The sequence below is a fragment of the Lentzea sp. NPDC055074 genome (genome assembly GCF_053608005.1).
In genome coordinates this window covers 126,845-148,096 of the sequence record NZ_JBSGUQ010000023.1, presented here as the reverse complement: position 1 = coordinate 148,096, position 21,252 = coordinate 126,845, and the positions used below count along the sequence as shown (strand labels likewise).

General features: G+C 69.9%; 22 protein-coding genes. 8 read left to right on the top strand and 14 right to left on the bottom strand.

Going from position 1 to position 21,252, the window contains the following annotated elements; genetic code table 11:
- Positions 1–122: 122 nt before the first annotated feature.
- Together recG and ACWF7A_RS37895 are read right to left on the bottom strand one after the other, a co-directional pair.
- Positions 123–2,279: an ATP-dependent DNA helicase RecG gene (recG, locus tag ACWF7A_RS37900; RefSeq protein WP_452255317.1), complete on the bottom strand. Its 2,157-nt coding sequence runs from the start codon at positions 2,277–2,279 to the stop codon at positions 123–125.
- A 14-nt stretch (positions 2,280–2,293) separates the two neighbouring features.
- Positions 2,294–3,904: a DAK2 domain-containing protein gene (locus ACWF7A_RS37895; protein WP_452255316.1), complete on the bottom strand. Its 1,611-nt coding sequence runs from the start codon at positions 3,902–3,904 to the stop codon at positions 2,294–2,296.
- Positions 3,905–4,052: 148 nt separating this feature from the next.
- Here ACWF7A_RS37895 and rpmB point away from each other — a divergent pair, with 148 nt between their 5' ends.
- A complete protein-coding gene (gene rpmB / locus ACWF7A_RS37890) occupies positions 4,053–4,244 on the top strand; it encodes a 50S ribosomal protein L28 (RefSeq protein ID WP_030467945.1) in 192 nt (63 codons plus the stop codon).
- A 19-nt stretch (positions 4,245–4,263) separates the two neighbouring features.
- Here rpmB and ACWF7A_RS37885 read toward each other — a convergent pair whose 3' ends face one another.
- The 5 genes from ACWF7A_RS37885 to ACWF7A_RS37865 all read right to left on the bottom strand — a co-directional run bounded on the left by ACWF7A_RS37885 (position 4,264) and on the right by ACWF7A_RS37865 (position 8,231).
- Entirely contained in the window at positions 4,264–5,439 is a 1,176-nt protein-coding gene (locus ACWF7A_RS37885; RefSeq protein ID WP_452255320.1) for an MFS transporter, read from the bottom strand.
- A gap of 26 nt (positions 5,440–5,465) precedes the next feature.
- Positions 5,466–6,140 carry a uracil-DNA glycosylase gene (locus tag ACWF7A_RS37880; RefSeq protein WP_382441118.1) on the bottom strand — a complete coding sequence of 225 codons (675 nt, stop codon included), beginning with the start codon at positions 6,138–6,140 and terminating at the stop codon, positions 5,466–5,468.
- Between the two features lie 123 nt (positions 6,141–6,263).
- Positions 6,264–6,785 (bottom strand): gamma carbonic anhydrase family protein, encoded by a 522-nt coding sequence (locus ACWF7A_RS37875; RefSeq protein ID WP_452255315.1) that lies wholly within the window; start codon positions 6,783–6,785, stop codon positions 6,264–6,266.
- A 10-nt stretch (positions 6,786–6,795) separates the two neighbouring features.
- On the bottom strand, positions 6,796–7,206 hold the full coding sequence (locus ACWF7A_RS37870; RefSeq protein ID WP_452255314.1) for a GNAT family N-acetyltransferase: 411 nt from the start codon (positions 7,204–7,206) through the stop codon (positions 6,796–6,798).
- A 56-nt stretch (positions 7,207–7,262) separates the two neighbouring features.
- Positions 7,263–8,231, bottom strand: coding sequence for a thiamine-phosphate kinase (locus tag ACWF7A_RS37865; protein ID WP_452255313.1), 969 nt, complete (start codon positions 8,229–8,231; stop codon positions 7,263–7,265).
- Positions 8,232–8,328: 97 nt separating this feature from the next.
- Between ACWF7A_RS37865 and ACWF7A_RS37860 the strand changes: the two genes are divergently transcribed.
- Both ACWF7A_RS37860 and ACWF7A_RS37855 read left to right on the top strand, forming a co-directional pair.
- A complete protein-coding gene (locus ACWF7A_RS37860; protein ID WP_053736927.1) occupies positions 8,329–8,562 on the top strand; it encodes an Lrp/AsnC ligand binding domain-containing protein in 234 nt (77 codons plus the stop codon).
- Between the two features lie 23 nt (positions 8,563–8,585).
- Positions 8,586–9,152 (top strand): DUF3515 domain-containing protein, encoded by a 567-nt coding sequence (locus ACWF7A_RS37855; protein ID WP_452255312.1) that lies wholly within the window; start codon positions 8,586–8,588, stop codon positions 9,150–9,152.
- 87 nt (positions 9,153–9,239) lie between these two features.
- Here the strand turns inward: ACWF7A_RS37855 and ACWF7A_RS37850 are convergent, their stop codons facing one another.
- Entirely contained in the window at positions 9,240–10,289 is a 1,050-nt protein-coding gene (locus ACWF7A_RS37850; RefSeq protein WP_452255311.1) for a D-alanine--D-alanine ligase family protein, read from the bottom strand.
- 57 nt (positions 10,290–10,346) lie between these two features.
- On the opposite strand from ACWF7A_RS37850, the gene ACWF7A_RS37845 reads away from it, so the two are divergent.
- Positions 10,347–11,300, top strand: coding sequence for a GNAT family N-acetyltransferase (locus ACWF7A_RS37845; protein ID WP_452255310.1), 954 nt, complete (start codon positions 10,347–10,349; stop codon positions 11,298–11,300).
- On the opposite strand, the gene pdxR is transcribed toward ACWF7A_RS37845, so the two are convergent.
- On the bottom strand, positions 11,284–12,654 hold the full coding sequence (gene pdxR / locus ACWF7A_RS37840; protein ID WP_452255309.1) for a MocR-like pyridoxine biosynthesis transcription factor PdxR: 1,371 nt from the start codon (positions 12,652–12,654) through the stop codon (positions 11,284–11,286). The genes ACWF7A_RS37845 and pdxR overlap by 17 nt on opposite strands.
- A gap of 67 nt (positions 12,655–12,721) precedes the next feature.
- Between pdxR and ACWF7A_RS37835 the strand changes: the two genes are divergently transcribed.
- Complete coding sequence (locus ACWF7A_RS37835) at positions 12,722–13,366, top strand: pyridoxamine 5'-phosphate oxidase family protein (protein ID WP_452255308.1); 645 nt, start codon at positions 12,722–12,724, stop codon at positions 13,364–13,366.
- Here ACWF7A_RS37835 and ACWF7A_RS37830 read toward each other — a convergent pair.
- From ACWF7A_RS37830 to ACWF7A_RS37815, 4 genes are all read right to left on the bottom strand, one after another.
- Entirely contained in the window at positions 13,347–13,805 is a 459-nt protein-coding gene (locus ACWF7A_RS37830; protein ID WP_452255307.1) for a cysteine dioxygenase, read from the bottom strand. The genes ACWF7A_RS37835 and ACWF7A_RS37830 overlap by 20 nt on opposite strands.
- Positions 13,806–13,924: 119 nt before the next feature.
- On the bottom strand, positions 13,925–14,992 hold the full coding sequence (locus tag ACWF7A_RS37825; RefSeq protein ID WP_452255306.1) for a cystathionine gamma-lyase: 1,068 nt from the start codon (positions 14,990–14,992) through the stop codon (positions 13,925–13,927).
- On the bottom strand, positions 14,989–15,999 hold the full coding sequence (locus ACWF7A_RS37820; RefSeq protein ID WP_452255305.1) for an NAD(P)H-dependent glycerol-3-phosphate dehydrogenase: 1,011 nt from the start codon (positions 15,997–15,999) through the stop codon (positions 14,989–14,991). The genes ACWF7A_RS37825 and ACWF7A_RS37820 overlap by 4 nt, the downstream gene beginning before the upstream one ends.
- Before the next feature lie 2 nt (positions 16,000–16,001).
- A complete protein-coding gene (locus tag ACWF7A_RS37815) occupies positions 16,002–16,709 on the bottom strand; it encodes a lysophospholipid acyltransferase family protein (RefSeq protein ID WP_452255304.1) in 708 nt (235 codons plus the stop codon).
- 70 nt (positions 16,710–16,779) lie between these two features.
- Between ACWF7A_RS37815 and cofC the strand changes: the two genes are divergently transcribed.
- From cofC to ACWF7A_RS37800, 3 genes are all read left to right on the top strand, one after another.
- The gene (cofC, locus tag ACWF7A_RS37810) at positions 16,780–17,403 is read left to right on the top strand and encodes a 2-phospho-L-lactate guanylyltransferase (protein ID WP_452255303.1); all 624 of its coding nucleotides are present in this window, start codon (positions 16,780–16,782) and stop codon (positions 17,401–17,403) included.
- A gap of 53 nt (positions 17,404–17,456) precedes the next feature.
- Positions 17,457–18,431: a hypothetical protein gene (locus ACWF7A_RS37805; RefSeq protein WP_452255302.1), complete on the top strand. Its 975-nt coding sequence runs from the start codon at positions 17,457–17,459 to the stop codon at positions 18,429–18,431.
- A 138-nt stretch (positions 18,432–18,569) separates the two neighbouring features.
- On the top strand, positions 18,570–19,736 hold the full coding sequence (locus ACWF7A_RS37800; protein WP_452255301.1) for an acyltransferase family protein: 1,167 nt from the start codon (positions 18,570–18,572) through the stop codon (positions 19,734–19,736).
- On the opposite strand, the gene ACWF7A_RS37795 is transcribed toward ACWF7A_RS37800, so the two are convergent.
- Positions 19,658–21,190, bottom strand: coding sequence for a hypothetical protein (locus tag ACWF7A_RS37795; RefSeq protein ID WP_452255300.1), 1,533 nt, complete (start codon positions 21,188–21,190; stop codon positions 19,658–19,660). The genes ACWF7A_RS37800 and ACWF7A_RS37795 overlap by 79 nt on opposite strands.
- Positions 21,191–21,252 lie beyond the last annotated feature (62 nt).

Here is a 21,252-nt window from a genome sequence, read left to right as displayed (position 1 = left end):
AGACAGACCCGGAGACGGCACCGCCGCAACGCCCGGATACGCCCGGTATGAGGGCGTCGCGGCGGCACCGCCTCCGGGTCTCTCGCCCGCGCCTGTCACCGAACGAACTTGCAGGACAGCGCCTAGGTCTTCTCCAGGTACTCGGCCCGCTCCTCCGTCAGCAGCGTCGCCACCATCCCGGCGAGCCCGGGGTGCTTCTCCAGGTCCGGGTCGGCGTCGACGACCTGCTGAGCCGACGTGCGGGCGTCCGCGATGATGTCCTCGTCGCGCAGCAGCGACAGCATCTTCAGCCCCGAGCGGCGGCCCGACTGGGCGGCACCCAGGATGTCGCCCTCGCGGCGCAGCTCCAGGTCGAGCTGGGCCAGCTCGAAGCCGTCCAGAGTGGACTCGACGGCGCGCAGGCGTTCCATCGTCGCCGTCATCTCGGGCATCTCGGTCACCAGGAGGCAGAGCCCCGGCGCACTGCCCCGGCCCACGCGGCCGCGGAGCTGGTGGAGCTGGGAGACGCCGAAGCGGTCCGCGTCCATGATGGCCATGACGGTGGCGTTCGGGACGTTGACGCCCACCTCGATGACCGTGGTGGCGACCAGGACGTGGACCTCGTTGGCCGAGAAGGCGCGCATCACCGCGTCCTTCTCGTCCGGGGGCATGCGGCCGTGCAGGATCTCGATGCGCAGGCCGCGCAACGGCCCCTGCGCGAGCATGGTGGCCACGTCGATCACGGACAGGGCCGGGCGCTTGTCCTCGTCGTCCGACTTCGCCGGTTCCTCGTCACCGATGCGCGGGCACACGAAGTACGCCTGGTGGCCCTTCGCCACCTCCTCGCGCACTCGGGCGAACGCCCGGTCGAGCCACGCGGGCTTCTCCCGCACGGGCACCACCGACGTCTTGATCGGGGAGCGGCCACCGGGGAGCTCGCGCAGCGCCGAGACCTCCAGGTCGCCGTAGACCGTCATGGCGACGGTGCGCGGGATCGGGGTCGCGGTCATCACCAGGACGTGCGGGTTCTCGCGTTCGCCGCGCGCCGACAGAGCGGCTCGCTGCTCCACGCCGAAGCGGTGCTGCTCGTCCACGACGACCAGACCCAGGGAGTGGAACTCCACCTTCTCCTGGATGATCGCGTGCGTGCCGACGACGATGCCCGCCTCGCCCGTCACGATGTCGAGCAACGCCTGACGGCGCTGGGCCGTGTTCATCGAACCGGTCAGCAGCGTCACCCGCGTCGCGTTCTCGGCGCCGCCCAGCTGGCCCGCCTGAGCAAGATCGCCGAGCATCTCCGCCAACGAACGCGCGTGTTGTGCCGCAAGGACTTCCGTGGGCGCGAGCATCGCCGCCTGACGGCCCGCGTCGACTGCCTGGAGCATCGCCCGCAACGCGACCATGGTCTTGCCCGAGCCGACCTCGCCCTGCAGCAACCGGTTCATCGGCACGGTCGACTCCAGGTCCACCGCGACCTGCTCACCGACCTCCACCTGCCCCGCCGTCAGCGTGAACGGCAGGCGCTCGTCGAAGGCGTCGAGGATCCCACCGGACCGGCGGGCGCACGAAGGCGCCGGACGGGCCGTGGACGCCTTGCGGCGCTGGGCCAGCGCGAGCTGCACGGCCAGCGCCTCGTCCCACTTCAGGCGCAGCTGCGCCACGGAGATCTGCGCCCAGCTCTCCGGCCGGTGGATCGACCGCAGCGCGTCCTCCAGGCCGATCAGCCCCTGCTCCTCGCGGAAGTCGGCGGGCAGCGGGTCCTCCGGCACGCCGTCCCAGATCTCCAGCAGCTGCTTCACGCAGTTCGCGATGTTCCACGTGTTGATGTGCTGCGACGCCGGGTAGACGGGCAGGAACGCCTGCAGGAACGACGACCCGTCCTGCTCCGCCGTGAGGACCTCGAACGCCGGGTGCACCAGCTGCAGGTTCTGCCGGTAGCGGCCGACCTTGCCGGCGAACAACGCGCGCGTGCCCGGCAGCAGCTCCTGCTCGGCGACGAACGCCGGCTTGCCGAAGAACACCAGGTGCAGCTCGGACGTGCCGTCGGTGATGACGGCCTCGGTCATCTGGCCGCGACGCGCCTTCATCTGGCGCTTCTGGCACTTGCGGACCTCGGCCTGCACCGTGACGTGCTCGTCGATTTCCAGCGAGCGGATGTCCGTCAGCTTCCCGCGCTCGTCGTACCGGCGCGGGTAGTGGCGCAGCAGGTCACCGACCGTCGTGAGGCCGAGGCCTGTCTCCAGTGCGTCGGCGGTCTTCTTGCCGAGCAACGGCTGCAGCTTGTCGTCGAAGGAGATCATCGCGTCCCATTGAACTACTCGACACCGACAAAAATGACCGCGTCGGGCTGCCCGCCCGGATAAGCGGTCACCTCGACCTCCGGATGGGTGACCCGCACGTGGTCCTCCAGCACGTCGGCCAGGCCCTCGGGCGCGTCGGCGCCCAGGATCACCGTGACCAGTTCCCCGCCGCCCGCCAGCATCCGGTCGACCAGCCGGCAGGACAGGTCCATCACCGACTCCGGCGCCGCGGGGCCCGGTTCGATCAGCACGACCTCGCCGTCCAGCATGCCCAGCAGATCGCCCGGCTGGCAGCGGCCTACCCACGTGAGCGCCTCGTCGGCCGCGATCGAGAGTTCACCACGGCGCGTGGCGGCGGCGGCCTCGGCCATGGCGACAACGTCGTCACCGGCACGCCGAGAGGAATCGTGCACCGCCAACGCCGCGAGAGCCTGCACGGGAGAGAACGTCGGCACCACCACTACGTCCTGCCCCGCGGCCTGTGCGTATGCCACGGCTTCTTCAAGGGCCTCACGGATGTCCGGGTCGCCCGGCAGCACCGCGACGTGACGCGCGCGCGTCGACACGATGGCGGACAAGAGGTCTGTGGGCGTCGCCGAAGAAGAAGCGAGGTCGAACACCGCGGCGCCTTCCGCGCGGAACAGATCCACGGCACCGCTCACCACCACCACGATCGCCCGGTCGCGCACGAACCGTGAAGCCTGTGCGGCGATCTGGTCGGCGAACCTCGCCACGGTGATGCGGTGCGGGCGTCCAGCGCGCACACCCGACTCGATGGCCGCGCCTATGTCGTTGCAGTGCACGTGGACGGTCCACAGCGAGACGCCGTCCCCCACCACCGACACGCAGTCGCCCAGGCCGTTCAACGTGCCCCGCAGCTCGGCGACCTGCTCTTCCGAGGTGCCGTCGAGCAGGTACATGACCTCGTACTCGAACTCCGACGACCCGCTCTCGCGCTCGGTCGTCAGCGACTCGGGGGTGCGCGGCAGCAAGGGAGCGTCTATCGGTGTTTCCACGCTCTGGCCGGTGATGACCGCCGCCAATGTGTCCAACAACACAACGAGTCCGCGTCCGCCCGCGTCGACCACCCCGGCCTTGGCCAGCACGGCGAGCTGACGGGGAGTGTCGGCCAGTGCGACGGCTCCCGCGCGTGACGCCGCCATCACGACGTCGTCCAGCTCATCGGAAGCACAGTCACGGGCCGCCTCGGAGGCCGCGTGCAGCACCGACAGCACGGTGCCGGGCACGGGCTTGGACACGGCGGCCGTGGCCAGCTCGTCGGCGCGGTGCAGGCCCTTGCGCAGCGCGGTGCCCGTGACCAGCGAGACCTCCTGGACGGTCTCCGCCAGTCCCCTGAGCACCTGGGACAGGATCACGCCGGAGTTCCCGCGCGCCCCGGCCAGCGCGCCGCGGGCGAGCGCAGACAGCGCGTCCCCCACCGTCGACATGGGCGAGCGCAGCAGCGCGTCGAGCGCCGACTGCATCGTGTGCAGCAGGTTCGTACCTGTGTCACCATCCGGGACGGGGAAGACGTTGATCTGGTCGATCGACTCCCGATTGGCGTCCAACGACCGCACGCAGGCGTCTGCCCATCTGCGCACCGCGACCGCATCCATGACCTGCATGGCGGCGAGAGTATCCACCCGGTTTGGTCGCGGGTGAGGCCACCGGCTACCCTGATTGGGTTGCCGTGCCCGGTTGAGGCTTGTGCACGCTTGCGCGCCCACCGGGACGCGAGACTTACCGCTTGAGGAACCTGAAGGAGTGGCTGACGTGGCTGCCGTGTGCGACGTCTGTGGCAAGGGGCCGGGCTTCGGCCATTCGGTTTCGCACTCCCAGCGGAAGACGAACCGCCGCTGGAACCCGAACATCCAGTCTGTGCGCGCCAAGGTTTCGGCCTCGCAGCGCCAGCGGATCAACGTGTGCACGTCTTGCCTGAAGGCCGGCAAGGTCGTGCGCGGCTGATCACCGCCACAGTTCGTTTTTAGAGTGAAGAGAGCCCGGCTTCGGCCGGGCTCTCTTCGCGTTTCAGGGCCCGGCGCACGTACACCAGGCAGGCGACGCCGCTGAGCAACGCCCCGGTGCCACCGAGCGCGAACACCGCCCGAGGCCCCATGACCAGCAGCAACGCCCCGGCGGCAGTAGTGCGGAGCAGGTTCGCGCCGATCACCATCGACCCGGCCGCGGCGAACGCCCGCCCGCGCATCGCCTCGCGTGTGCGCAACCGCACGATGGCGTTCAAGGTCACGCTGCCCACGCCGTTCGACGTGCCACCGATCAGCCAGCCGATTCCCGCGGCCACCACGACCGGGAACATCGCCGGGATCAGCACGGCGATCCCGGTGGTGATCCCGGAGATCGCGAGCGCCTGAGCCACCTCGGAGACGGTCCTCACCCTCGCGGACAGCCAGTTCCCGATGAGAATGCCGACCATCCAGCACGCCTGCATCGCGCCCAGCACGAACTCGTCGCAGTGCAGCACGTACCGCACGAACGCGGGGTCGGCGACGTTGATCACCACGACCGCACCGACGACGAACGCCAGGCCGAGGACCGAAGCGAACAGCACGGGATCACGTTGAACGTGCCGGATGCCCGCGAGCGCGCTGGGCCGTGTCTCGTGTTCGCCGGAGGGACGCCGTTCCGATCGCACGAACGCCAGCAGCACCGCGTACCCGAGGAACGTGCCACCGTCGATGAGCAACGCCACGGGATGCCCGAAGAACCCGGTGAGCAGCGCGCCACCGGTCACACCGGCGATGTTGCCGAGGCTGCGCCCGGTGCTGAGCAACGCGTAGCCACGCGTCGCATCCTCTTCGCCCGCGATGTGCGGCACCAGGGCGGAGGTGCAGGGCTGGGCGATCGCACGGCCGCAACCCGAGAGGAACACCAGCGCCACCACGAACGCGGGCTGCCCCATCAACGGGGCGACAGCCGCGATCGCGACGCCCTGGAAGACCAGCGCGGCGATCAGCAGGCGACGGTTGGGCAGCCGGTCGACGAGTGCTCCGGCCAGAGGGGCGCCGAGCACGAACGGCAGCAGTTCGGCGACGAGGATCGCGGCCACCAGCAACGGGCTGATCGGCGTCGCCCAGAACAACAGGACGAGCAACGACAGGGAATTGCCGAACTCGCTGACGGCCGCACCGGCGGCCGTCAGCGTCAGATCACGTCTGGCCTGGGGAACTACGGAAGCTTCCAGTCGATCGGCTCCGCGCCCTGCTTCTCGAGCAGTTCGTTGGCACGGCTGAAAGGCTTCGACCCGAAGAACCCGGAGTGCGCCGACAAAGGCGACGGGTGCGCGGACTCGATGGCGGGCAACGGTTCGAGCAACGGACGCAGGTTGCGCGCGTTGCGGCCCCACAGAATGGAGACAAGAGGTGCGTCACGCGCGGCGAGAGCCTTGATCGCCTGCTCGGTGACGGCCTCCCAGCCCTTGCCCTGGTGGGAGTTCGCCTTGCCGGGCTGCACGGTCAGCGCCCTGTTGAGCAGCAGCACACCGCGCTCCGACCACGGCGTCAGGTCGCCGTTGGAAGGAATCGGGTGGCCGAGGTCTTCGGCGTATTCCTTGTAGATGTTGATGAGCGACTTGGGAATGGGACGGACGTCCGGCGCGACCGAGAACGACAGACCGACCGCGTGGCCGGGCGTCGGGTACGGGTCCTGGCCGACGATCAGCACCTTCACCTGGTGGAACGGCTGCTGGAAGGCACGCAGCACGTTCTCGCCCGCGGGAAGGTAGGTGCGACCGGCGGAAACCTCCGCGCGCAGGAACTCACCCATGGCGGCGATCTGGTCAGCAACGGGGGCGAGAGCTTCAGCCCAACCGGCTTCGACAACTTCAGTGAGGGGACGAGCCACGGCTGTGAACCCTATCTCACCAAGTGCCGCGCCAGTCGGCCTTTGCCCCGTATTCGATGTTCAGACGGTCGCATCGCGGCACGCTGAGCGTCGACGACGCGGCGAAGGTCGACAGACGCGGCCTTAGTCGAGCCGACGGAGCTTCTCCCGGTACAAAGCGATGTTCTGAACGTATTTCTCGACGATGAATGCCCAAGCCTGTTCCGGCACAACGTGTCCGGTGCGTTCGCGGGCGGGAACTCCCAGCACCATCGTGCGTTCGCGGACGTGGCCGTCGAACGAGACCACCGCGCCGGCGCCGACGATCGCGCCCTTTTCCACGATGGAACCGTTGAGCACCACCGAACCCGACGCGATGAGGCATTCGTCGGCGACGGTCGCGCCTTCGATGTGCACGTTGTGGCCGATGACGCACGACGATCCGATGTGCACGGGGTGGACCTCGGTGCAGTGGACGACCGTGCCGTCCTGGATCGAGGTGCGCTCGTCGATGACGATGCGCCCGTAGTCACCGCGCAGCACGGCTTGCGGCCACACCGAGGAGTACGCGCCGATCCGCACGTCGCCGATCACCGTCGCGTCCGGGTGCACGTACGCCTCCGGGTGGATCTGCGGCGTGTAGTCCCCGAGCGCGTAGATGGCCATGCGCCCGAACCTACAACGACTTCCCGAAGCAGCGACTCTCCGGGTGGTCCCGGTACACGCCGAAGTTGTCGATCCGCTCGTAGCCGCTGGAGGTGTAGAGGCTGATCGCCTCGGGCTGACGCGTGCCGGTCTCCAGCACCATCCGCTCGAGGCCGGCCTCTCGCGCCGTGATCTCCAGGTGCGCGAGCACGAGCCGGGAGAGGCCCTTGCCGCGTGCGGAGTCGACGACGTACATCCGCTTGATCTCGGCCGCACCGGCCAGCTCGTCGTTGACGCGCCAGCCGCCGCACGCCACGGGCACTCCGTCGAGGTACCCGATGACGAAGTAGCCCAGCGGCGCGGCGAACTGCGCCGGGTCGACCGGCGTCACGTCTACGTCGCCGTAGCGCTCGACGTAGACCTGCTGGAGGTCCGCGATCATCTTGACCGAGTCTGGATGGTCATACGCGCGCGTGCATAGTTCCACGACGGTGAAGTCTACGCGCGCCAGTGCTCCCAGCCAGGAGGTTTTTCGTAGACCCTGCCGTCGACCGTGACTCCTCCGCCCGCGCGGACCGTGCCGATGGTCGTCCAGCCGGGCGGCACCGCCTTGGGGCCGGGGAACGTCGCCGCGAGCGCGTGGTCCTCGCCCCCGGTCAGCGCCCAGTGCCGTGCGTCCCCGCCGAGCGCCGACGCGACGTCGAGCAGGCGCGGGTGCAACGGCAGCAGCTCGGTGCGGACGTCGATCGCGACACCCGACGAGTCCGCGATGTGACTCAGGTCCTGCAGCAGTCCGTCGGAGACGTCGATCATCGACGTGGCGCCCGCCTCGGCGGCCCTGGGGCCCTCCTCGTACGGCGGCTCCGGGGTGCGCTGGGCGTTCACGATGCCGACCGGCGAACGGAACCCGCGGCCGAGCACGGCGAGTCCCGCGGCGGCCCAGCCGAGCCTCCCGGCGACAGCCACGACGTCCCCGACGAGCGCTCCGGACCTCGTGACCGGCTCGAGCCCGTTCATGTCTCCCATGGCGGTGATGGAGATCACGAGTGTGGCGGAGCTGACCATGTCGCCTCCGACGATGCCCGCACCGGCCTTCGCGGCCTCGTCCCACAGGCCCGCCATGATCCCCTGGACGACCGACGCGGGGGTGTCCGCGGGGCACGCGAAACCGACGAGGAGAGCCGACGGCAGTGCTCCCATGGCGACGACGTCGGCGAGGTTCACGGCGGCCGCTTTTCGGCCCACCTGCTCGGGACTGGACCAGTCGAGTCTGAAGTGGACACCCTCGACGAGCACGTCCATCGAGGCGACGACCCGTCCATCCGGGACGGCGACGACGGCGGCGTCGTCCCCGGGACCGAGGATGGTCGTCTCCGGCTGCGCCCGACCGGTCGTCACCCGGTGGATGAGGTTGAACTCACCCACGTCGGCGACCGTCTCCGCGTCGCGCGGCGGCTCCGGACGCAAAGTTGCCTCCCAATCTGAGCATTCGGAACCCCAACTGGGGTACGTTGCGTGACACGTTCCTACCTCGACCCAACCTGTCGCGACGAAGGGGCACGCCGTGGTGCATGCATACATCCTCATCCAGACCGAGGTCGGCAAGGCCGCCGCAGTCGCCTCCGAGATCTCCGGGATCACCGGGGTAGCCACCGCAGAAGACGTCACCGGGCCTTACGACGTCATCGTGCGCGCCGAAGCGGACACCGTCGACCAGCTCGGCCAGCTCGTGGTCGCGCGCATCCAGAACGTCGAGGGCATCACCCGCACCTTGACCTGCCCGGTGGTCCATCTCTAACCAGCCCGTGTTGTCATAACCGGGTGACTCAGCAGGAATCCACGTCGGCGCTGTCCCGGCCGCTGCTCGCGGCGGTCGGGCTCGCTGTCGTGCTCGCCATCGGTGTCGCCGGGCTCGGTCTGTGGCTGGGCACGGGAAACCAGTCCGAGGACGTGCCCGGTCGCACGGGTCCGCTCGCGCTGGTCTCGATCGACGCCCCCTCGGCGGGCAGCCCGGAATGCGCTTCCCTGGTCGAGAAGCTGCCGCTGGGACTGCCGTCCGGGAAGGACATGCTGTCGCGCCGGGAGCTCGCCTCGCCCGCTCCCCCCGCCACGGTCGCGTGGGGTGACGCCAAACACGATCCGGTGGTTCTGCGCTGCGGCCTGCCGCGACCGACCGAGCTGTCGGCGACCTCGCAGCTGCGCGTGATCTCCGACGTCCAGTGGCTCGAGCTGCCCGGTTCGGACAGCTCGACCTGGGTGATCGTCGACCGCGGCGTGTACGTGGCGCTGACGGTGCCCGCCGACGCGGGCACCGGACCGTTGCAGGACGTCTCGACGACGGTGCGCGACCTGCTGGCGAAGCAGCCGGTCAAGACCGAGGCGCGGTGACCGTCGGCATTCGCCCCGTCTTCGGCCGCTCAGACGGGCGCATCGTGGTGAAAGGCGCGGCGAAGGCCGGCGGTCACCGTGCCTGGCCTAGCGCAGTCCCGAGCCTCGGGCGATCGCCGTCTCGATCAGCGTGGTCAGCAGGGTCTTGAAGTCGACGCCCGTCGCCTCCCACGCCTTGGGGTACATGGAGATCGGCGTGAAGCCGGGCATCGTGTTGAGCTCGTTGATGATCAGCTCGTGCTGCTCGGTGAGGAAGAAGTCCACCCTGGACAGACCCTGGCAGTCGAGCGCCTTGAACGCGGTGACGGCCAGCTCGCGCAGCTGCGCGGTGATGTCGTCGTCGAGCTTCGCGGGGATGTCGGCCTCGTAGGAGTCGTTGACGTACTTGGCCTCGAAGTCGTACCAGTCGGCGCCTTCACCGACCGGGCGCAGCTCGGCGGGCAGCGAGGCCTCGATCCGGCCGTCCGGGAACTCCAGCACCGCGACCTCGATCTCGCGGGCGTTCTGCACACCGGCCTCGACGATCACCTTGGGATCGTGCTGGCGCGCCGCGAAGATGGCGGCGTCGAGGTCGTTCCAGTCGCTCACCTTGGAGATGCCGACGGACGACCCGGCGCGGGACGGCTTCACGAACACCGGCAGCCCGAGGTGCTCGCGCTCGTCGAGGGTCAGCGTGGTCGCGGCGCGGTCGAGGGCGACGAACTTCCCGACGCTGATGCCCTCGGCCTGCAGGATCTTCTTGGCGAAGACCTTGTCCATCACGGCCGCCGACGCGAACACGCCCGGCCCCACGTACGGCAGGCCGCCGAGCTCCAGCAGACCCTGGATCGTGCCGTCCTCACCCCACGCGCCGTGCAGCAGCGGGAAGACGACGTCGACGTCCTTCAGAGCCTGGCCCGGCTCGATGGCCGTGACGGTCTGGTTCCGCAGCGTCGGGAGCTTGCCCGCGCCCGACTCCAGCGCGGTCGGGTCCGTGCCGAGTGCCCACTGCCCCTGCGGCGTGATGCCGACGGGCACCACCTCGAACCGGTCCGCGTCGAGGTGCGGCAGGACGCTCTTGGCGGACTGGCAGGAGACCTCGTGCTCGGAGCTGCGGCCGCCGAAGACCACGGCCACCCTCGTCTTGCGCTGCGTCATGCGGGCGACCCTACCCGTTTGGGCGATTGTCCTTACCCGCCAGTTAGCCTCGGTCTCGTGCTGGAGATCAAACCGCTCGACCTCGACGACGTGGCCCAGCTCGACGCCTACGCGGACGTGAGGATCGCGACCCGGGCAGGACGGGGACCGGGCCGGGAGCGGATCGTCGAGTCGCTGCGGGAGACGAACCCGGACTTCAGCGAGGTGGTCCGGCTCGTCGCCCGCCGTGACGGCGAAGGCGTCGGCATCACCTCAGTGGGTCTGCTCGGTGGTGTGAACGCACGGCTGGCGGTCGGCCCGATCACGGTCCACCCGGAACACCTCAGGCAGGGCGTCGGCACCGCGCTGCTGGAGGCGTTGCTGCCGGAGCTGCGCGCCCGCGGCCGGGACACGTTCGAGAGCTGGGGCGTGATCAAGGGCAGCGCGGGCGAGCACTGGGCGACGGCCCGCGGGTTCCACGTGGCCGCGTCCAGGGTGGTCCAGACGCTCTCGATCGCCGACGCCGTGCTGGAGCCGGTCGTCCCGAACGGGTACCGGATCGAACGGTGGCTCGGCGCGACGCCGGACCACCTGCTGGTGTCGGTGGCCGAAACCCGGCAGTCGATCCACGACGCACCCGCCACGACGTCCGCGGTGCAGGCACCGGAGTGGACGCCGGAGGTCGTGCGCGCCGAGGAGGCCGAGGCACGGGAGGCCGGCGTCGAGCAGCGCGTCGTCGTCGCGGTCGAGGAGTCCACCGGCGGAGTCGTGGCGCTGACCGACGTTCCGCTGCACCCCTCCGACACGACGCACACCCGCTGGGGCAGCACGGTGGTCACGCCCTCCCACCGCGGCCATGGCCTGGGCCGGGTCGTCAAGACGCACATGCTGCGCTGGCTGCGCACGGAACGGCCGGAGCTGGAGCGCGTCGACACCGGGACGGACGCGGGCAACGGCCACATGATCCGCGTCAACGAGCAGCTGGGTTTCGTCGTCGACCGCGAGGTCGTCGTGGTCAGCCGCTCCTTCTGAGCAGCTCGGTCAGCACGGGCAGCGCGGTCACCAGCTGCTCCCGCGAGCACGCGCTGTACCCGATGACGAGCCCGTGCAGCTTGGCCCGGTTCACGTAGTGCCGCGACAGGCCGTCGACCCGCAGCCCGCGTTCGAGCGCCTGCCTCGTCAGGTCGCGCTCCTGCTCTGCCGTGGGCAGCAGCACCACGACGTGGGCGCCCGCGTCGTCGCCGAGCACCTCGATGCCCGCGTCGGCGAACGTTTCGATGACGAGCGCGCGCCGTTCGGACAGTTCCCGCCGGACCTTGCGCAGGTGCCGGCCGAGGTCTCCCATCCGCGCCAGTTCGACGACGACCCGCTGGCCCGCGGCCGCCGGGCTGGTGCCGGTCAGGTCGCGGTGCTCGAGGACGGTCGTGGCGATGTGCTCGGGCGCGACCATCCAGCCCGCGCCCAGGGTCGGCGTGAGGATCTTGCTCGTGGTGCCGAGGTGGACCACGACGTCCGGGGCGAGCGCGGCCAGCGACGGCAGCGGCGCGACGTCGTAGCGGAGCTCGCCGTCGTAGTCGTCCTCGATGACGAGCCAGCCGTCCCGTCGTGCGCGCTCGACCAGCGCGACCCGGCGTCCGGCCGACATGCGGCCGCCCAGCGGGTACTGGTGCGCCGGCGAGCAGTAGACGGCCTTCACGCCCGCGGGCACGGCCTCCGGGAGCAGCCCCTCCGCGTCGACGAGCGCCTGCACGACCTTGAGGCCGTTGGCCTTGAAGACGCCGACCGCCCGTTGGTAGCCGGGTTCCTCGACGGCCACCGCGTCGCCGCGCTTGAGCACCGCGACCGCGATCTCGGTCAGCACGGCCGTGGTGCCGCCGGTCGCGAGCACCGGGTCCGCGTTCACGGCCAGGCCGCGGTGGCGCAGCAGGTGCTCGGCGATGGCCTCGCGGTACTCGGGCAGCCCCGCGCGTTCGGGACGGGACAGCGGGGGCGAGTCCGCCGCGGCCCGCCACGCCCGCCGCCAGGCCGCCCGGTCGAGGCCGCTGGCCCACGGCGCGCCGGTGCCGAGGTCCACGAAGTCGGTGATGACAGGCGTGACGGGCTTGCGCGAACGTTTGCGCAACGGGCCGGGCGGCGTCGTGGTCACGTAGGTGCCGGAGCCGTGCCGACCCGCGATCCACCCTTCCGCGTGCAGCTGTTCGTAGGCGGCGGCGGTGACCGTGCGGGACACTCCGAGCGAGTCGGCCAACGCGCGCGTGGACGGCAAACGGTCGCCCGCGCGCAGACGGCCCTCCGACGCGGCGGAACGCAGGGCGTCGGCGAGCTGGACGGCGAGGGGCTCGGCGGACTCGCGGTCCAGCGCCACGGGCAGTGCGGTCTCAGCCAAAGTGGCCTTCTCGAATCGATGGAAACTGGCGCTTCAATGATGCCACTTTCCGGCGCACAGTAAAACCATGACCTCTGACCTGCAGCTCTCCCCCACCCCGCGCAGCACCGTCGTCCGCGGCAAGAAGCGAGCCGTCGGAGACCGCCAGGTGCTCTACGACGTCCTCGACGCGGGCATGGTCTGCCATCTGGCCGTGGAGGTCGACGGGGCCCCGTTCCTCATTCCCACCGCGTACGGACGGGACGGCAACCGCATCTTCCTGCACGGCTCGACGGGCTCACGGTCCATCAGGAGCATGATCGAGGGCAAGCCGGTCTGCGTCGCCGTCACGCTCGTCGACGGCGTCGTCTACTCGCGGTCGGTGTTCCACCACTCCATGAACTACCGGTCCGCGATCATCCACGGCACCGCGAAGGTCGCCGAGGACCCCGAGCACGCGCTGAAGGTCATCGTCGAGCACGTCACGCCGGGCAGCTGGGACTACGCGCGCAGTCCGTCCAAGAAGGAGCTCGCGCAGACGGTCGCACTGGAGATCGACCTGACCGAGGCGAGTGTGAAGGTGCGGGAGGGCGGGCCGGGCGAGGAGCCGTCGGACCTCGAAGCGAACCTCGTGTGGGCCGGGCACATGCCGCTCGTCCAGTCGTGGGGCGCGCCCGTGCCGCACGAGACGGACCGGGCGATCCCGCCGCACGTCAGCGAACGGGGCCGTTGACCGGGTCGTAGCGGTACGGGGTCATGGCGCGTGTGCCGTGGCGGTAGACGTGGATCGACACGGCCGGATCCACACCGTCGTTGCGCACCTGGTGCACGTAGCCGGGCCCCCACACACGCGACTGACCGGCGTGCAGCGAGTGCACGACCTGGATCTTCGTGGTGACGACCTCGGTCAGCTGGCCGCTGACCACGGTGAACGCGCCGGAGGTGTGGTCGTGGTCGTGCAGCGACGCGGTCTGGCCGGGCAGCCAGCTCATCAGCCAGATCTCCTGGTCGTCGGTCTTGTCGACCAACGCCGAGAAGCGCTCCTCCATGTCGTACCGGAGCAGGTGCTTCCAGCGGTCGCGGTCGGCCGACCACGACAGAGCCACCCGGACGGGGTGCAGCAGGGCGGAGTTCTCAGGCAGAACGAGGCTGTTCTCGGGAACGGCGAACATCGGGAGAAAAGTCCTTACCAGGCGAATGCGCGAAAAGAGGACGCGGGACTATCGCCAGGTACAACAGCAACATGCGTTGAAGGACATGGAGCAGAGGGTCCCGGAACCGGGACCCTCCGTCAATCCAGTCCCAAGGCGTGGGACACGTCCGCGACCAGGTCCCGAGTGTCCTCACAGCCGGCCGAGAAACGCACCAGGCCCTCCGGCACCGGGTCGCCGAACTGCGCCCGCCGGTCCGCCGTCGAGTGCAGGCCGCCGAACGACGTCGCCGCCGACACCAGCTTCGAGCGCGCCAGGAACTCGTTCACCGCTTCGGCCGACTCGAGCTCGAACGTCAGCACGCCGTTGAACCGCCGCATCTGCTGCGCCGCCACCAGGTACGCCGGGTCGTCCGACGCGCCCGGCCAGCGCAGCCCGGCCACGCGGCCCTTCAGCAACGCGTAGATCGCCGCCGCGTTCTCGGCCTGCCGCGCGAGTCGCAGGTCCAGGGTTCCCAGGCCGCGCAACGCGAGCCACGTCTCGAACGGACCGGGGATCGCGCCGTTCAACGTCCGCGCGTCCCGCACCTCGGCCGCCAGTCCGGCGTCCGCCAGCGTGACGTGTCCGAAGAGGACGTCGCTGTGCCCCGCGACCGCCTTGGTGTCCGAGGCGACCACGACGTCCGCCCCCAGCTCCAGCGGCCGTTGCCCGAGTGGTGTGGCCGTCGTGTTGTCCACGGCCAGCAACGCGCCCGCGGCGTGCGCCTGCCCGGCCAGCTCCGCGATGTCGCAGACGTCCAGACCGGGGTTGGACGGCGTCTCCAGCAGGACGAGCTTCACGCCCTCGAAGGACGGGTACGGCCCGGCCGTGGGCACCTCGACCACGTTCACGTCCATTCCGGACACGAACCTGCGGGTCAGGAAGTATCCGTCCGACGGGACGACCAGAGTGTCCCCAGTGGACAGAACCGTCCGCAGCAACGTCGAGATGGCCGCCATCCCGGACGGGAAGACGACGCACTCGCCGCCTTCCAGCGACCCCAGGGCGTTCTCCAGGGAACGCCACGTCGGGTTGCTCGCGCGGCCGTAGTAGTCCTGGCCGCCCAGGTGGTACGCCGACGCGAACACCGGCTGCGCGCCGAACGGTTCGCCCGGCACTCCCTGGCTGGAGTGCACGACCCGCGTGCCGTCACCGAGCTCGGGGGTCACTGGCGCTCGTGCTTCCGGTCGCGGCCCAGCAGCGCGGCACCGAGCTCGCGCACGCTCAGCCCGTCGTGGCAGACCTGGTGGATGCCCTCGGTGATCGGCATGTCGACGCCGTGCGCCGCCGCGAGCTCGCGGATCGACGAGCAGGACTTCACGCCCTCGGCGACCTGCCCGTGCGCGGCCTCCTGCGCCTGCGCGAGGGTCTCACCGCGCCCGAGCCGTTCGCCGAAGGACCGGTTGCGCGACAACGGCGACGCGCACGTCGCCACCAGGTCGCCCAGCCCGGCGAGGCCCGCGAACGTCAGCGGGTCGGCACCCAGCGCCGCGCCCAGCCGCGCGGTCTCGGCGAGGCCGCGGGTGATGATCGACGCCATCGTGTTGTCGCCGTAGCCCATGCCCGCCGCCATGCCGCACGCGAGCGCGATGACGTTCTTGCACGCCCCGCCCAGCTCGGCGCCGACCACGTCGGTGTTGGTGTACGGGCGGAAGTACGAGTTCGAGCACGCGTGCTGCAGGTCGACCGCGCGGTCGTGGTCCGTGCACGCGATGACCGTCGCCGTCGGCTGCTCGACCGCGATCTCCTTGGCCAGGTTCGGCCCGGACACCACGGCCACCTGCGACTCGTCGACGCCGGCGACCTCGCGGATCACCTCGCTCATGCGCTTCAGCGTGCCGAGCTCGACGCCCTTGGACAGCGACACCAGCGTCGCGTCCGGAGGGAGGAGCTCCTTCCACGCCGAGAGGTTCACCCGCAACGTCTGCGACGGCACGGCCAGCACCACCGCGTCGGCCCCGTCCAGCGCCTTGGCCGGGTCGGAGGTGGACGAGAGGTTGGCCGGCAGGGAGATGCCGGGCAGGTAACCGGAGTTCACGCGGGTCTCGGTGATCTCCGAGGCGACCTCCTGACGCCGTGCCCACAGCACGACCTCGGGGCCGGAGTCCGCGATGACCTTCGCGAAGGCCGTGCCCCACGACCCGGAGCCGAGCACCGCAACACGTTCGATCGCCATGGTCAGGCCTTCCTCGGTCCGTAGAAGCCCTCGGGTGCCGGCTCCTGGCGCACCTCGGCCAGGTGGTCCTTGACCGCTCCCATCAGCAGGTCCGTCACCTCGCGCAGCAACGGCAGCGTCTCCTCCCTGCCGCGGTAGGCGGAGAGGTCGATCGGCTCGCCGACGAAGTGCGTGATCGTCTTGCGCGGGAACGGGCGGAACTTCTTCTGGTAGTGGTTGTAGAGGTCGAGCGTGCCCCAGCGGGCGACCGGGATGACCGGGCCGTCGTGCTGCAGCGCCAGGCGGGCCACGCCCGTGCGGGAGTTCGCGGGCCAGCCGTCGGGGTCCTTGGTGATCGTCCCCTCCGGGTAGATCACCACGAGCTTGCCCTCCTCCAGCGCCTCGTGCGCCGCGCGCAGGCTCTGCTGGGCGTCCGTGGTGCCCCGGTACACCGGGATCTGCTTCGCGCCCTTCAGGATCGCGCCCATGATCGGCACGTTCCACAGGCTGTGCTTCCCGAGGAAGCGCGGCACCCGGTAGTGCTTGTGCACGAACATGGCGTCGTAGCACGGGTCGAGGTGCGAGATGTGGTTCATGACAAGCAGTGCGGCACCTTCGCGCGGGATGCGCTCACCGTGCACCGTCCGGTGCCTGCCCAGCACGAACGACATCGGGTAGACGATCGCCGCGGCGACCCCGACCCAAAAGCCGCCCTTCTCCCTTTTGGCCACGAGGCCTCTCCTCACCTGCTAGATCTGCGCCCGAGAGCACAGTAGTCGCCGAATCGTGGACTATGGCGAGGTGCGGGATGAAGTTGACCTCCTGGTTCCGGTGAAGACCCTGGACCGGGCCAAGACCAGGCTGACCAGCGCGACCGGCGGGGATCCGGTGTCGCACGCGGCGCTGGCGCTCGCGCTCGCCCTCGACACGGTGAGCGCGGCCGTGGCGACGCCCGGCGTGCGGCGCGTGGTCACCATCACATCCGATCCGGCCGTCGCGTCCGAAATGGCCGCACTGGGCGTCGAGTCGCTGCCCGAGCCCGCCGAGCCCGGCCTCAACGCGGCGCTCAGGCACGGCGCTCGAGCACTTCGTTCGAACCGCGTCGGCGCGCTCCAGGCCGACCTGCCCGCGCTCAAGTCCGACGAACTGCAGGCCGCGCTCGAAGCCGCACGAGGGCGCCGCGCGTTCGTCCCGGACCGTCAGGGCACCGGCACGACGTTGCTCCTCGCCGCGCCCGGCGGTGAGCTCGACCCGCGGTTCGGCCTGGGATCGGCCGGGCACCACCGCGTTTCCGGAGCGACCGCACTGCTGGGACCGTGGCCGTCGTTGCGCTGCGACGTGGACACGGAAGAAGACCTGCGGCTCGCGCTGATGCTCGGCCTCGGCACGCGCACCGCGAACGCCTTGCCCGCCTGGACAACCTGAGCAGTCGCCACACGTCTTCCGGGTCACTGGGGTGATCACGACTTGGGAGACTGATGCGAGCGCTCATCGCGCTGGCGGGTGTCACGGCCATCGCGGGCTGTGTCGCCGCCTATCCGATCGACCGGCCGTCCGACTACACGGCGGAGAGCAAGCTCAGCACGTGCCGGGTGGATCTGCCCCAGAGCTGGAAGGACCTGCTGTCCCGCGACCGGACGGAGGTGGGTCCGCACGAGAAGGTCACCGTCGTCGCGGCGAACGAGGACGCCGGCACCACGCTCGTGAAGACCACGCGCAACCGGACGACCGAGCTCGTGCTGCACGACCACGGGAAGCGCCAGCAGGTCATGGTGGTGCAGGACGACGGCCAGCTCTTCGGCGTCGAGTTCGACGGCCGCTGGGTGACGTTCTCCACGACACCGAACCCCGCCGACCAGACCACCACGACCTACGCCTGGGACTCGCGCAACGACGGCGCGCCCGTGCGGATCGGCGACAGCGGCGCGGTGGTGCACAACGGCAAGGCGGCCTGGTCCGACAGCGCGGGCGTGCACGTGTTCGACCTGACCAGGAAGAAGGACCGGGTCGTCGGCCCCGGCAAGGAACCCGTCTTCCTCGGCGACGCCGTCATCTGGCTGCAGGACGGCAGGTTCCGCGCCGAGGGCGCGTTGCCCGAGCAGCTGCAGAAGGCGAAACCCGGTGACAGCGTGGCGTCCGACGGCCGCACGGTCGTGTGGACGCAGGGCGAGAAGCTGCTCGGCTGGCGCGAGGGCTGGCCCGAGACGCGGGAGCTGGCGGGCATCGAGTCCGTGCCGCTGACCGAGGGCATCGTGTTCCCGCGGGTCAGCGGCGATTTCGTGTCGTGGCAGTCGGAGTCGTCCTACGTCACGGACATCCGCAGCGGCGCGACCATGCACACCACCGAGGGCGGCTACTGGCTCGAGGTGCACGGCGGAGCGTTGACGCAGCAGGGCTGGCGGGTCGCGGCCACCGCGCCGTTGGCGGAGCTCTCCTCGCTCGCCCGCTGCTGACGCCGTGACGAACGCCACGAAAATGTTGGTTTGGGCAACGCGACAGGGAACCCCGGCACCTTTACATCCGTATCCCCCTGTGCCAACGACGCTTCCCCCGGCGTCGTTCCCCGACGCGTTGCCCTGAGGTGTTACTGCATGAGTTCCCTGACGCACGCCGACTACCTGGCGTTGCGCCGCTTTCCCGCTCTCGACGGCCTGCGCGCCATTGCCGCGGTTCTCGTCGTCTTCTTCCACTACGGCGGCCCCGACTGGCTCCAGGGCTGGGCCGGTGTCCAGATGTTCTTCGTCCTGAGCGGATTCCTGATCACCACGCTGATGCTGCGCGAGGAGCACCGGACCGGACGGATCTCACTCGGTGAGTTCTACCTGCGGCGGGCGTTCAGGATTCTCCCCGTCTACTTCGTGATCCTGCTCGTGACGGTCGTGGCGTCCGCGTTCGCGGGCACGTTCCTGAGCAACGGCATCGGCCCCGCGCTGCCGTACTTCCTCTCGTTCACCAACGAGTTCGCCGCCGCCAGCCCGTACGGACAGTCCTGGTCCCTCGGCATCGAGCAGAAGTTCTACCTGGTCTGGCCGCTGGTCGCGATCGCGCTGGGCACCGTCGTGCTGCGCCGCCGCGCCGGTGCCGCCGCCCTCGGCATGCTGCTCGCGCTCGTGGTCGTGAACTTCACCTCCGCGCACAGCAACCCCGGCTGGCCGCTGCACTACTTCTCGATCCTCACGGGCGTGCTGCTCGCGATCGCGTTGCACAGCCCACGTGGGTTCGCCCTGCTGCGCCCGCTCACGAACCGGGTGGCGCAGATCGCCGTCGTGATCGGGTTCGTCGCGATGCACCTGAGCGTGAAGCCGATCGCCGGGTTCCTCGACGGGCTCAACGGAATCCCCGGTCACGTGCTGGTCATTCCCGTGTACGCGCTCGCGACGGCGGTGCTGCTGACCGCGATGATCGCGCCGGGACCCGCCACGACGTTCCTGTCGGTCAAGCCGATGCAGTTCGTCGGCGAGCGCTCGTACTCCCTCTACCTGGTGCAGACGATCGCCGCCACGATCATCGCGTTCTTCTGGCCCGCTTTGTCCGGTCTCGGCCAGTCCTTCGTGGTCACAGGGCTGGGACTGGCGCTGGCGAGTGTTCTCTACGTGACCGTGGAGATCCCGATGATCAACCTCGGCCGACGCGTGATCACCCGCCAGCGCGCGAAGGCCGCCGTCCGGGCCGGCGTCGCTCAGCAGGGTGCGCCGCAGGCTCCCGCGCCGCAGTCCGAGTCGTCGCGGTTCGCGACCATCGGGCAGGCCCAGCCGTAGAACGGGTTCGGGGCGAGCGGCACGGGTTCCCGGTCGCTCTCCCTGACCAGTTCCCTGGCGTGGTGCGCGGTCAGCGTCACGGGAGTGCCGCTCGCCTGCGCCTCGTAAGCGCCCTTCTCCAACTGCAGGATCTCGACGCCGCGCGAGATGTCCGCCACGAACACGGTGTCGCGGTGCCAGTACGGCGCCCACGAGGTCGCCGTGTCCGGCCGCCAGTACCCGATCTGGATCGGCTTGGCGGGGTTGGAGATGTCGAGGAACCGGGTGCCCTGGTTGTACCAGGAGTAGGCCACGATCCTCTTCTGCACGTCGAAGTAGTGCGCGGAGCACGTGACGTCGCCGGGGATCGTGCCCTCCTGGTCGTCGGGGCTCCAGATGCCGACGGTCTTCATCTCCTCGGGCGTCTCGCCCCAGCCCTCACCGTTGTGCGTGCCCTTCAACGAGGAGATGACGAAACGCCCCTCGGTCTTGCACGTGGGCGAGCCGAACGCCTCCTCGGTGTGCAGGAGCAGTGAGCCCGGCGGGTTCTCCCGCGTGGGCAGCGGCCCGTCGAGGAGCGTGCGGCCGATCGGGCGGAACGAGTTGTGCGTGAACGAGGTCGGCATGTCCGCCTTCGGCACGGTGCCGCCCGCGTACGGGACGGGGTCCCACGCCTTCGCCTCGCGGTACTCGCCGGTCAACGGGTCGCGGTGCCAGCCCTGCGTGTAATAGCCGCGGGTGCCGTCGTCGCCCGCCACCCACGCGATGCCCTGGGCGTCGACCTGGACGTCGTGCGTGATCTTCCCCTCGCCCGCCTTGCCGCGGACGTCGACGTCGTACGGCAGTTCCTTGGGCGTCTTCGGATCGCGGATGTCCGTGACGAAGATCCGCCCGGTCTTGGCGTCGGACCTGTCCAGCCCGGCCGTCCAGAGGAACTGGCAGTCGTTGACGCAGGTGCTGGTGTGACCGGTGTTCTGCCTGTGAAAACTGAGGATCTTGAGATCGGCGGGGTCCACAGCGGACACGATGTAGTTGCCGGTCGGGCGGTCGCCGGGCAGCGCGCGTCCGAACGAGTTGACCTCCCGCGCGAGGAACGCGAGCTTGCGCTTGGGGTCGACGTTGATGTCCTCGTTCTCCCAGAAGCGCTTCGTCGGGTCGTCGCCCGGCAGCGCCATCTCCTCCTTGGTGAGGTGGTCGAGGAGCTTGGGCTTGTCGAGGTCGGTGACGTCGAACGTCTTGAGGCCGGTCTCCATGCTCACGAACGCCACGTCGCGCTTGCCGTACTGGGCGAATGCGATGGAGATGGCCCGTTCGGTGCCGGGAAGTGAGGCTTTCAGGCGAACGTTCTTGGCCGCCGCCTGCAGTCGTGGTTTGTCCACCTTCGGAGCACGGGGTTCGGCCGCCTCAGCCGAAGCCAGTCCTGCCGTGGTGAAGGCCAACAGGGTCGCCGCGGTGATCGTGGCAATAACCTTCATGCATCGACCCTGGCAGCGCGCCGAACGAGACGTGTAGGTCCGAACGTCTAGGGTTCTGCTCC

Bases quoted from the DNA above. Each gene is read 5' to 3' on its own strand.
- recG (WP_452255317.1), bottom strand. From the start codon at position 2,279: ATGATCTCCTTCGACGACAAGCTGCAGCCGTTGCTCGGCAAGAAGACC.
- ACWF7A_RS37895 (WP_452255316.1), bottom strand. From the start codon at position 3,904: ATGCAGGTCATGGATGCGGTCGCGGTGCGCAGATGGGCAGACGCCTGC.
- ACWF7A_RS37875 (WP_452255315.1), bottom strand. From the start codon at position 6,785: ATGGCCATCTACGCGCTCGGGGACTACACGCCGCAGATCCACCCGGAG.
- ACWF7A_RS37870 (WP_452255314.1), bottom strand. From the start codon at position 7,206: ATGATCGCGGACCTCCAGCAGGTCTACGTCGAGCGCTACGGCGACGTA.
- ACWF7A_RS37850 (WP_452255311.1), bottom strand. From the start codon at position 10,289: ATGACGCAGCGCAAGACGAGGGTGGCCGTGGTCTTCGGCGGCCGCAGC.
- ACWF7A_RS37835 (WP_452255308.1), top strand. From the start codon at position 12,722: ATGACCTCTGACCTGCAGCTCTCCCCCACCCCGCGCAGCACCGTCGTC.
- ACWF7A_RS37830 (WP_452255307.1), bottom strand. From the start codon at position 13,805: ATGTTCGCCGTTCCCGAGAACAGCCTCGTTCTGCCTGAGAACTCCGCC.
- ACWF7A_RS37820 (WP_452255305.1), bottom strand. From the start codon at position 15,999: ATGGCGATCGAACGTGTTGCGGTGCTCGGCTCCGGGTCGTGGGGCACG.
- ACWF7A_RS37805 (WP_452255302.1), top strand. From the start codon at position 17,457: ATGCGAGCGCTCATCGCGCTGGCGGGTGTCACGGCCATCGCGGGCTGT.
- ACWF7A_RS37800 (WP_452255301.1), top strand. From the start codon at position 18,570: ATGAGTTCCCTGACGCACGCCGACTACCTGGCGTTGCGCCGCTTTCCC.
- ACWF7A_RS37795 (WP_452255300.1), bottom strand. From the start codon at position 21,190: ATGAAGGTTATTGCCACGATCACCGCGGCGACCCTGTTGGCCTTCACC.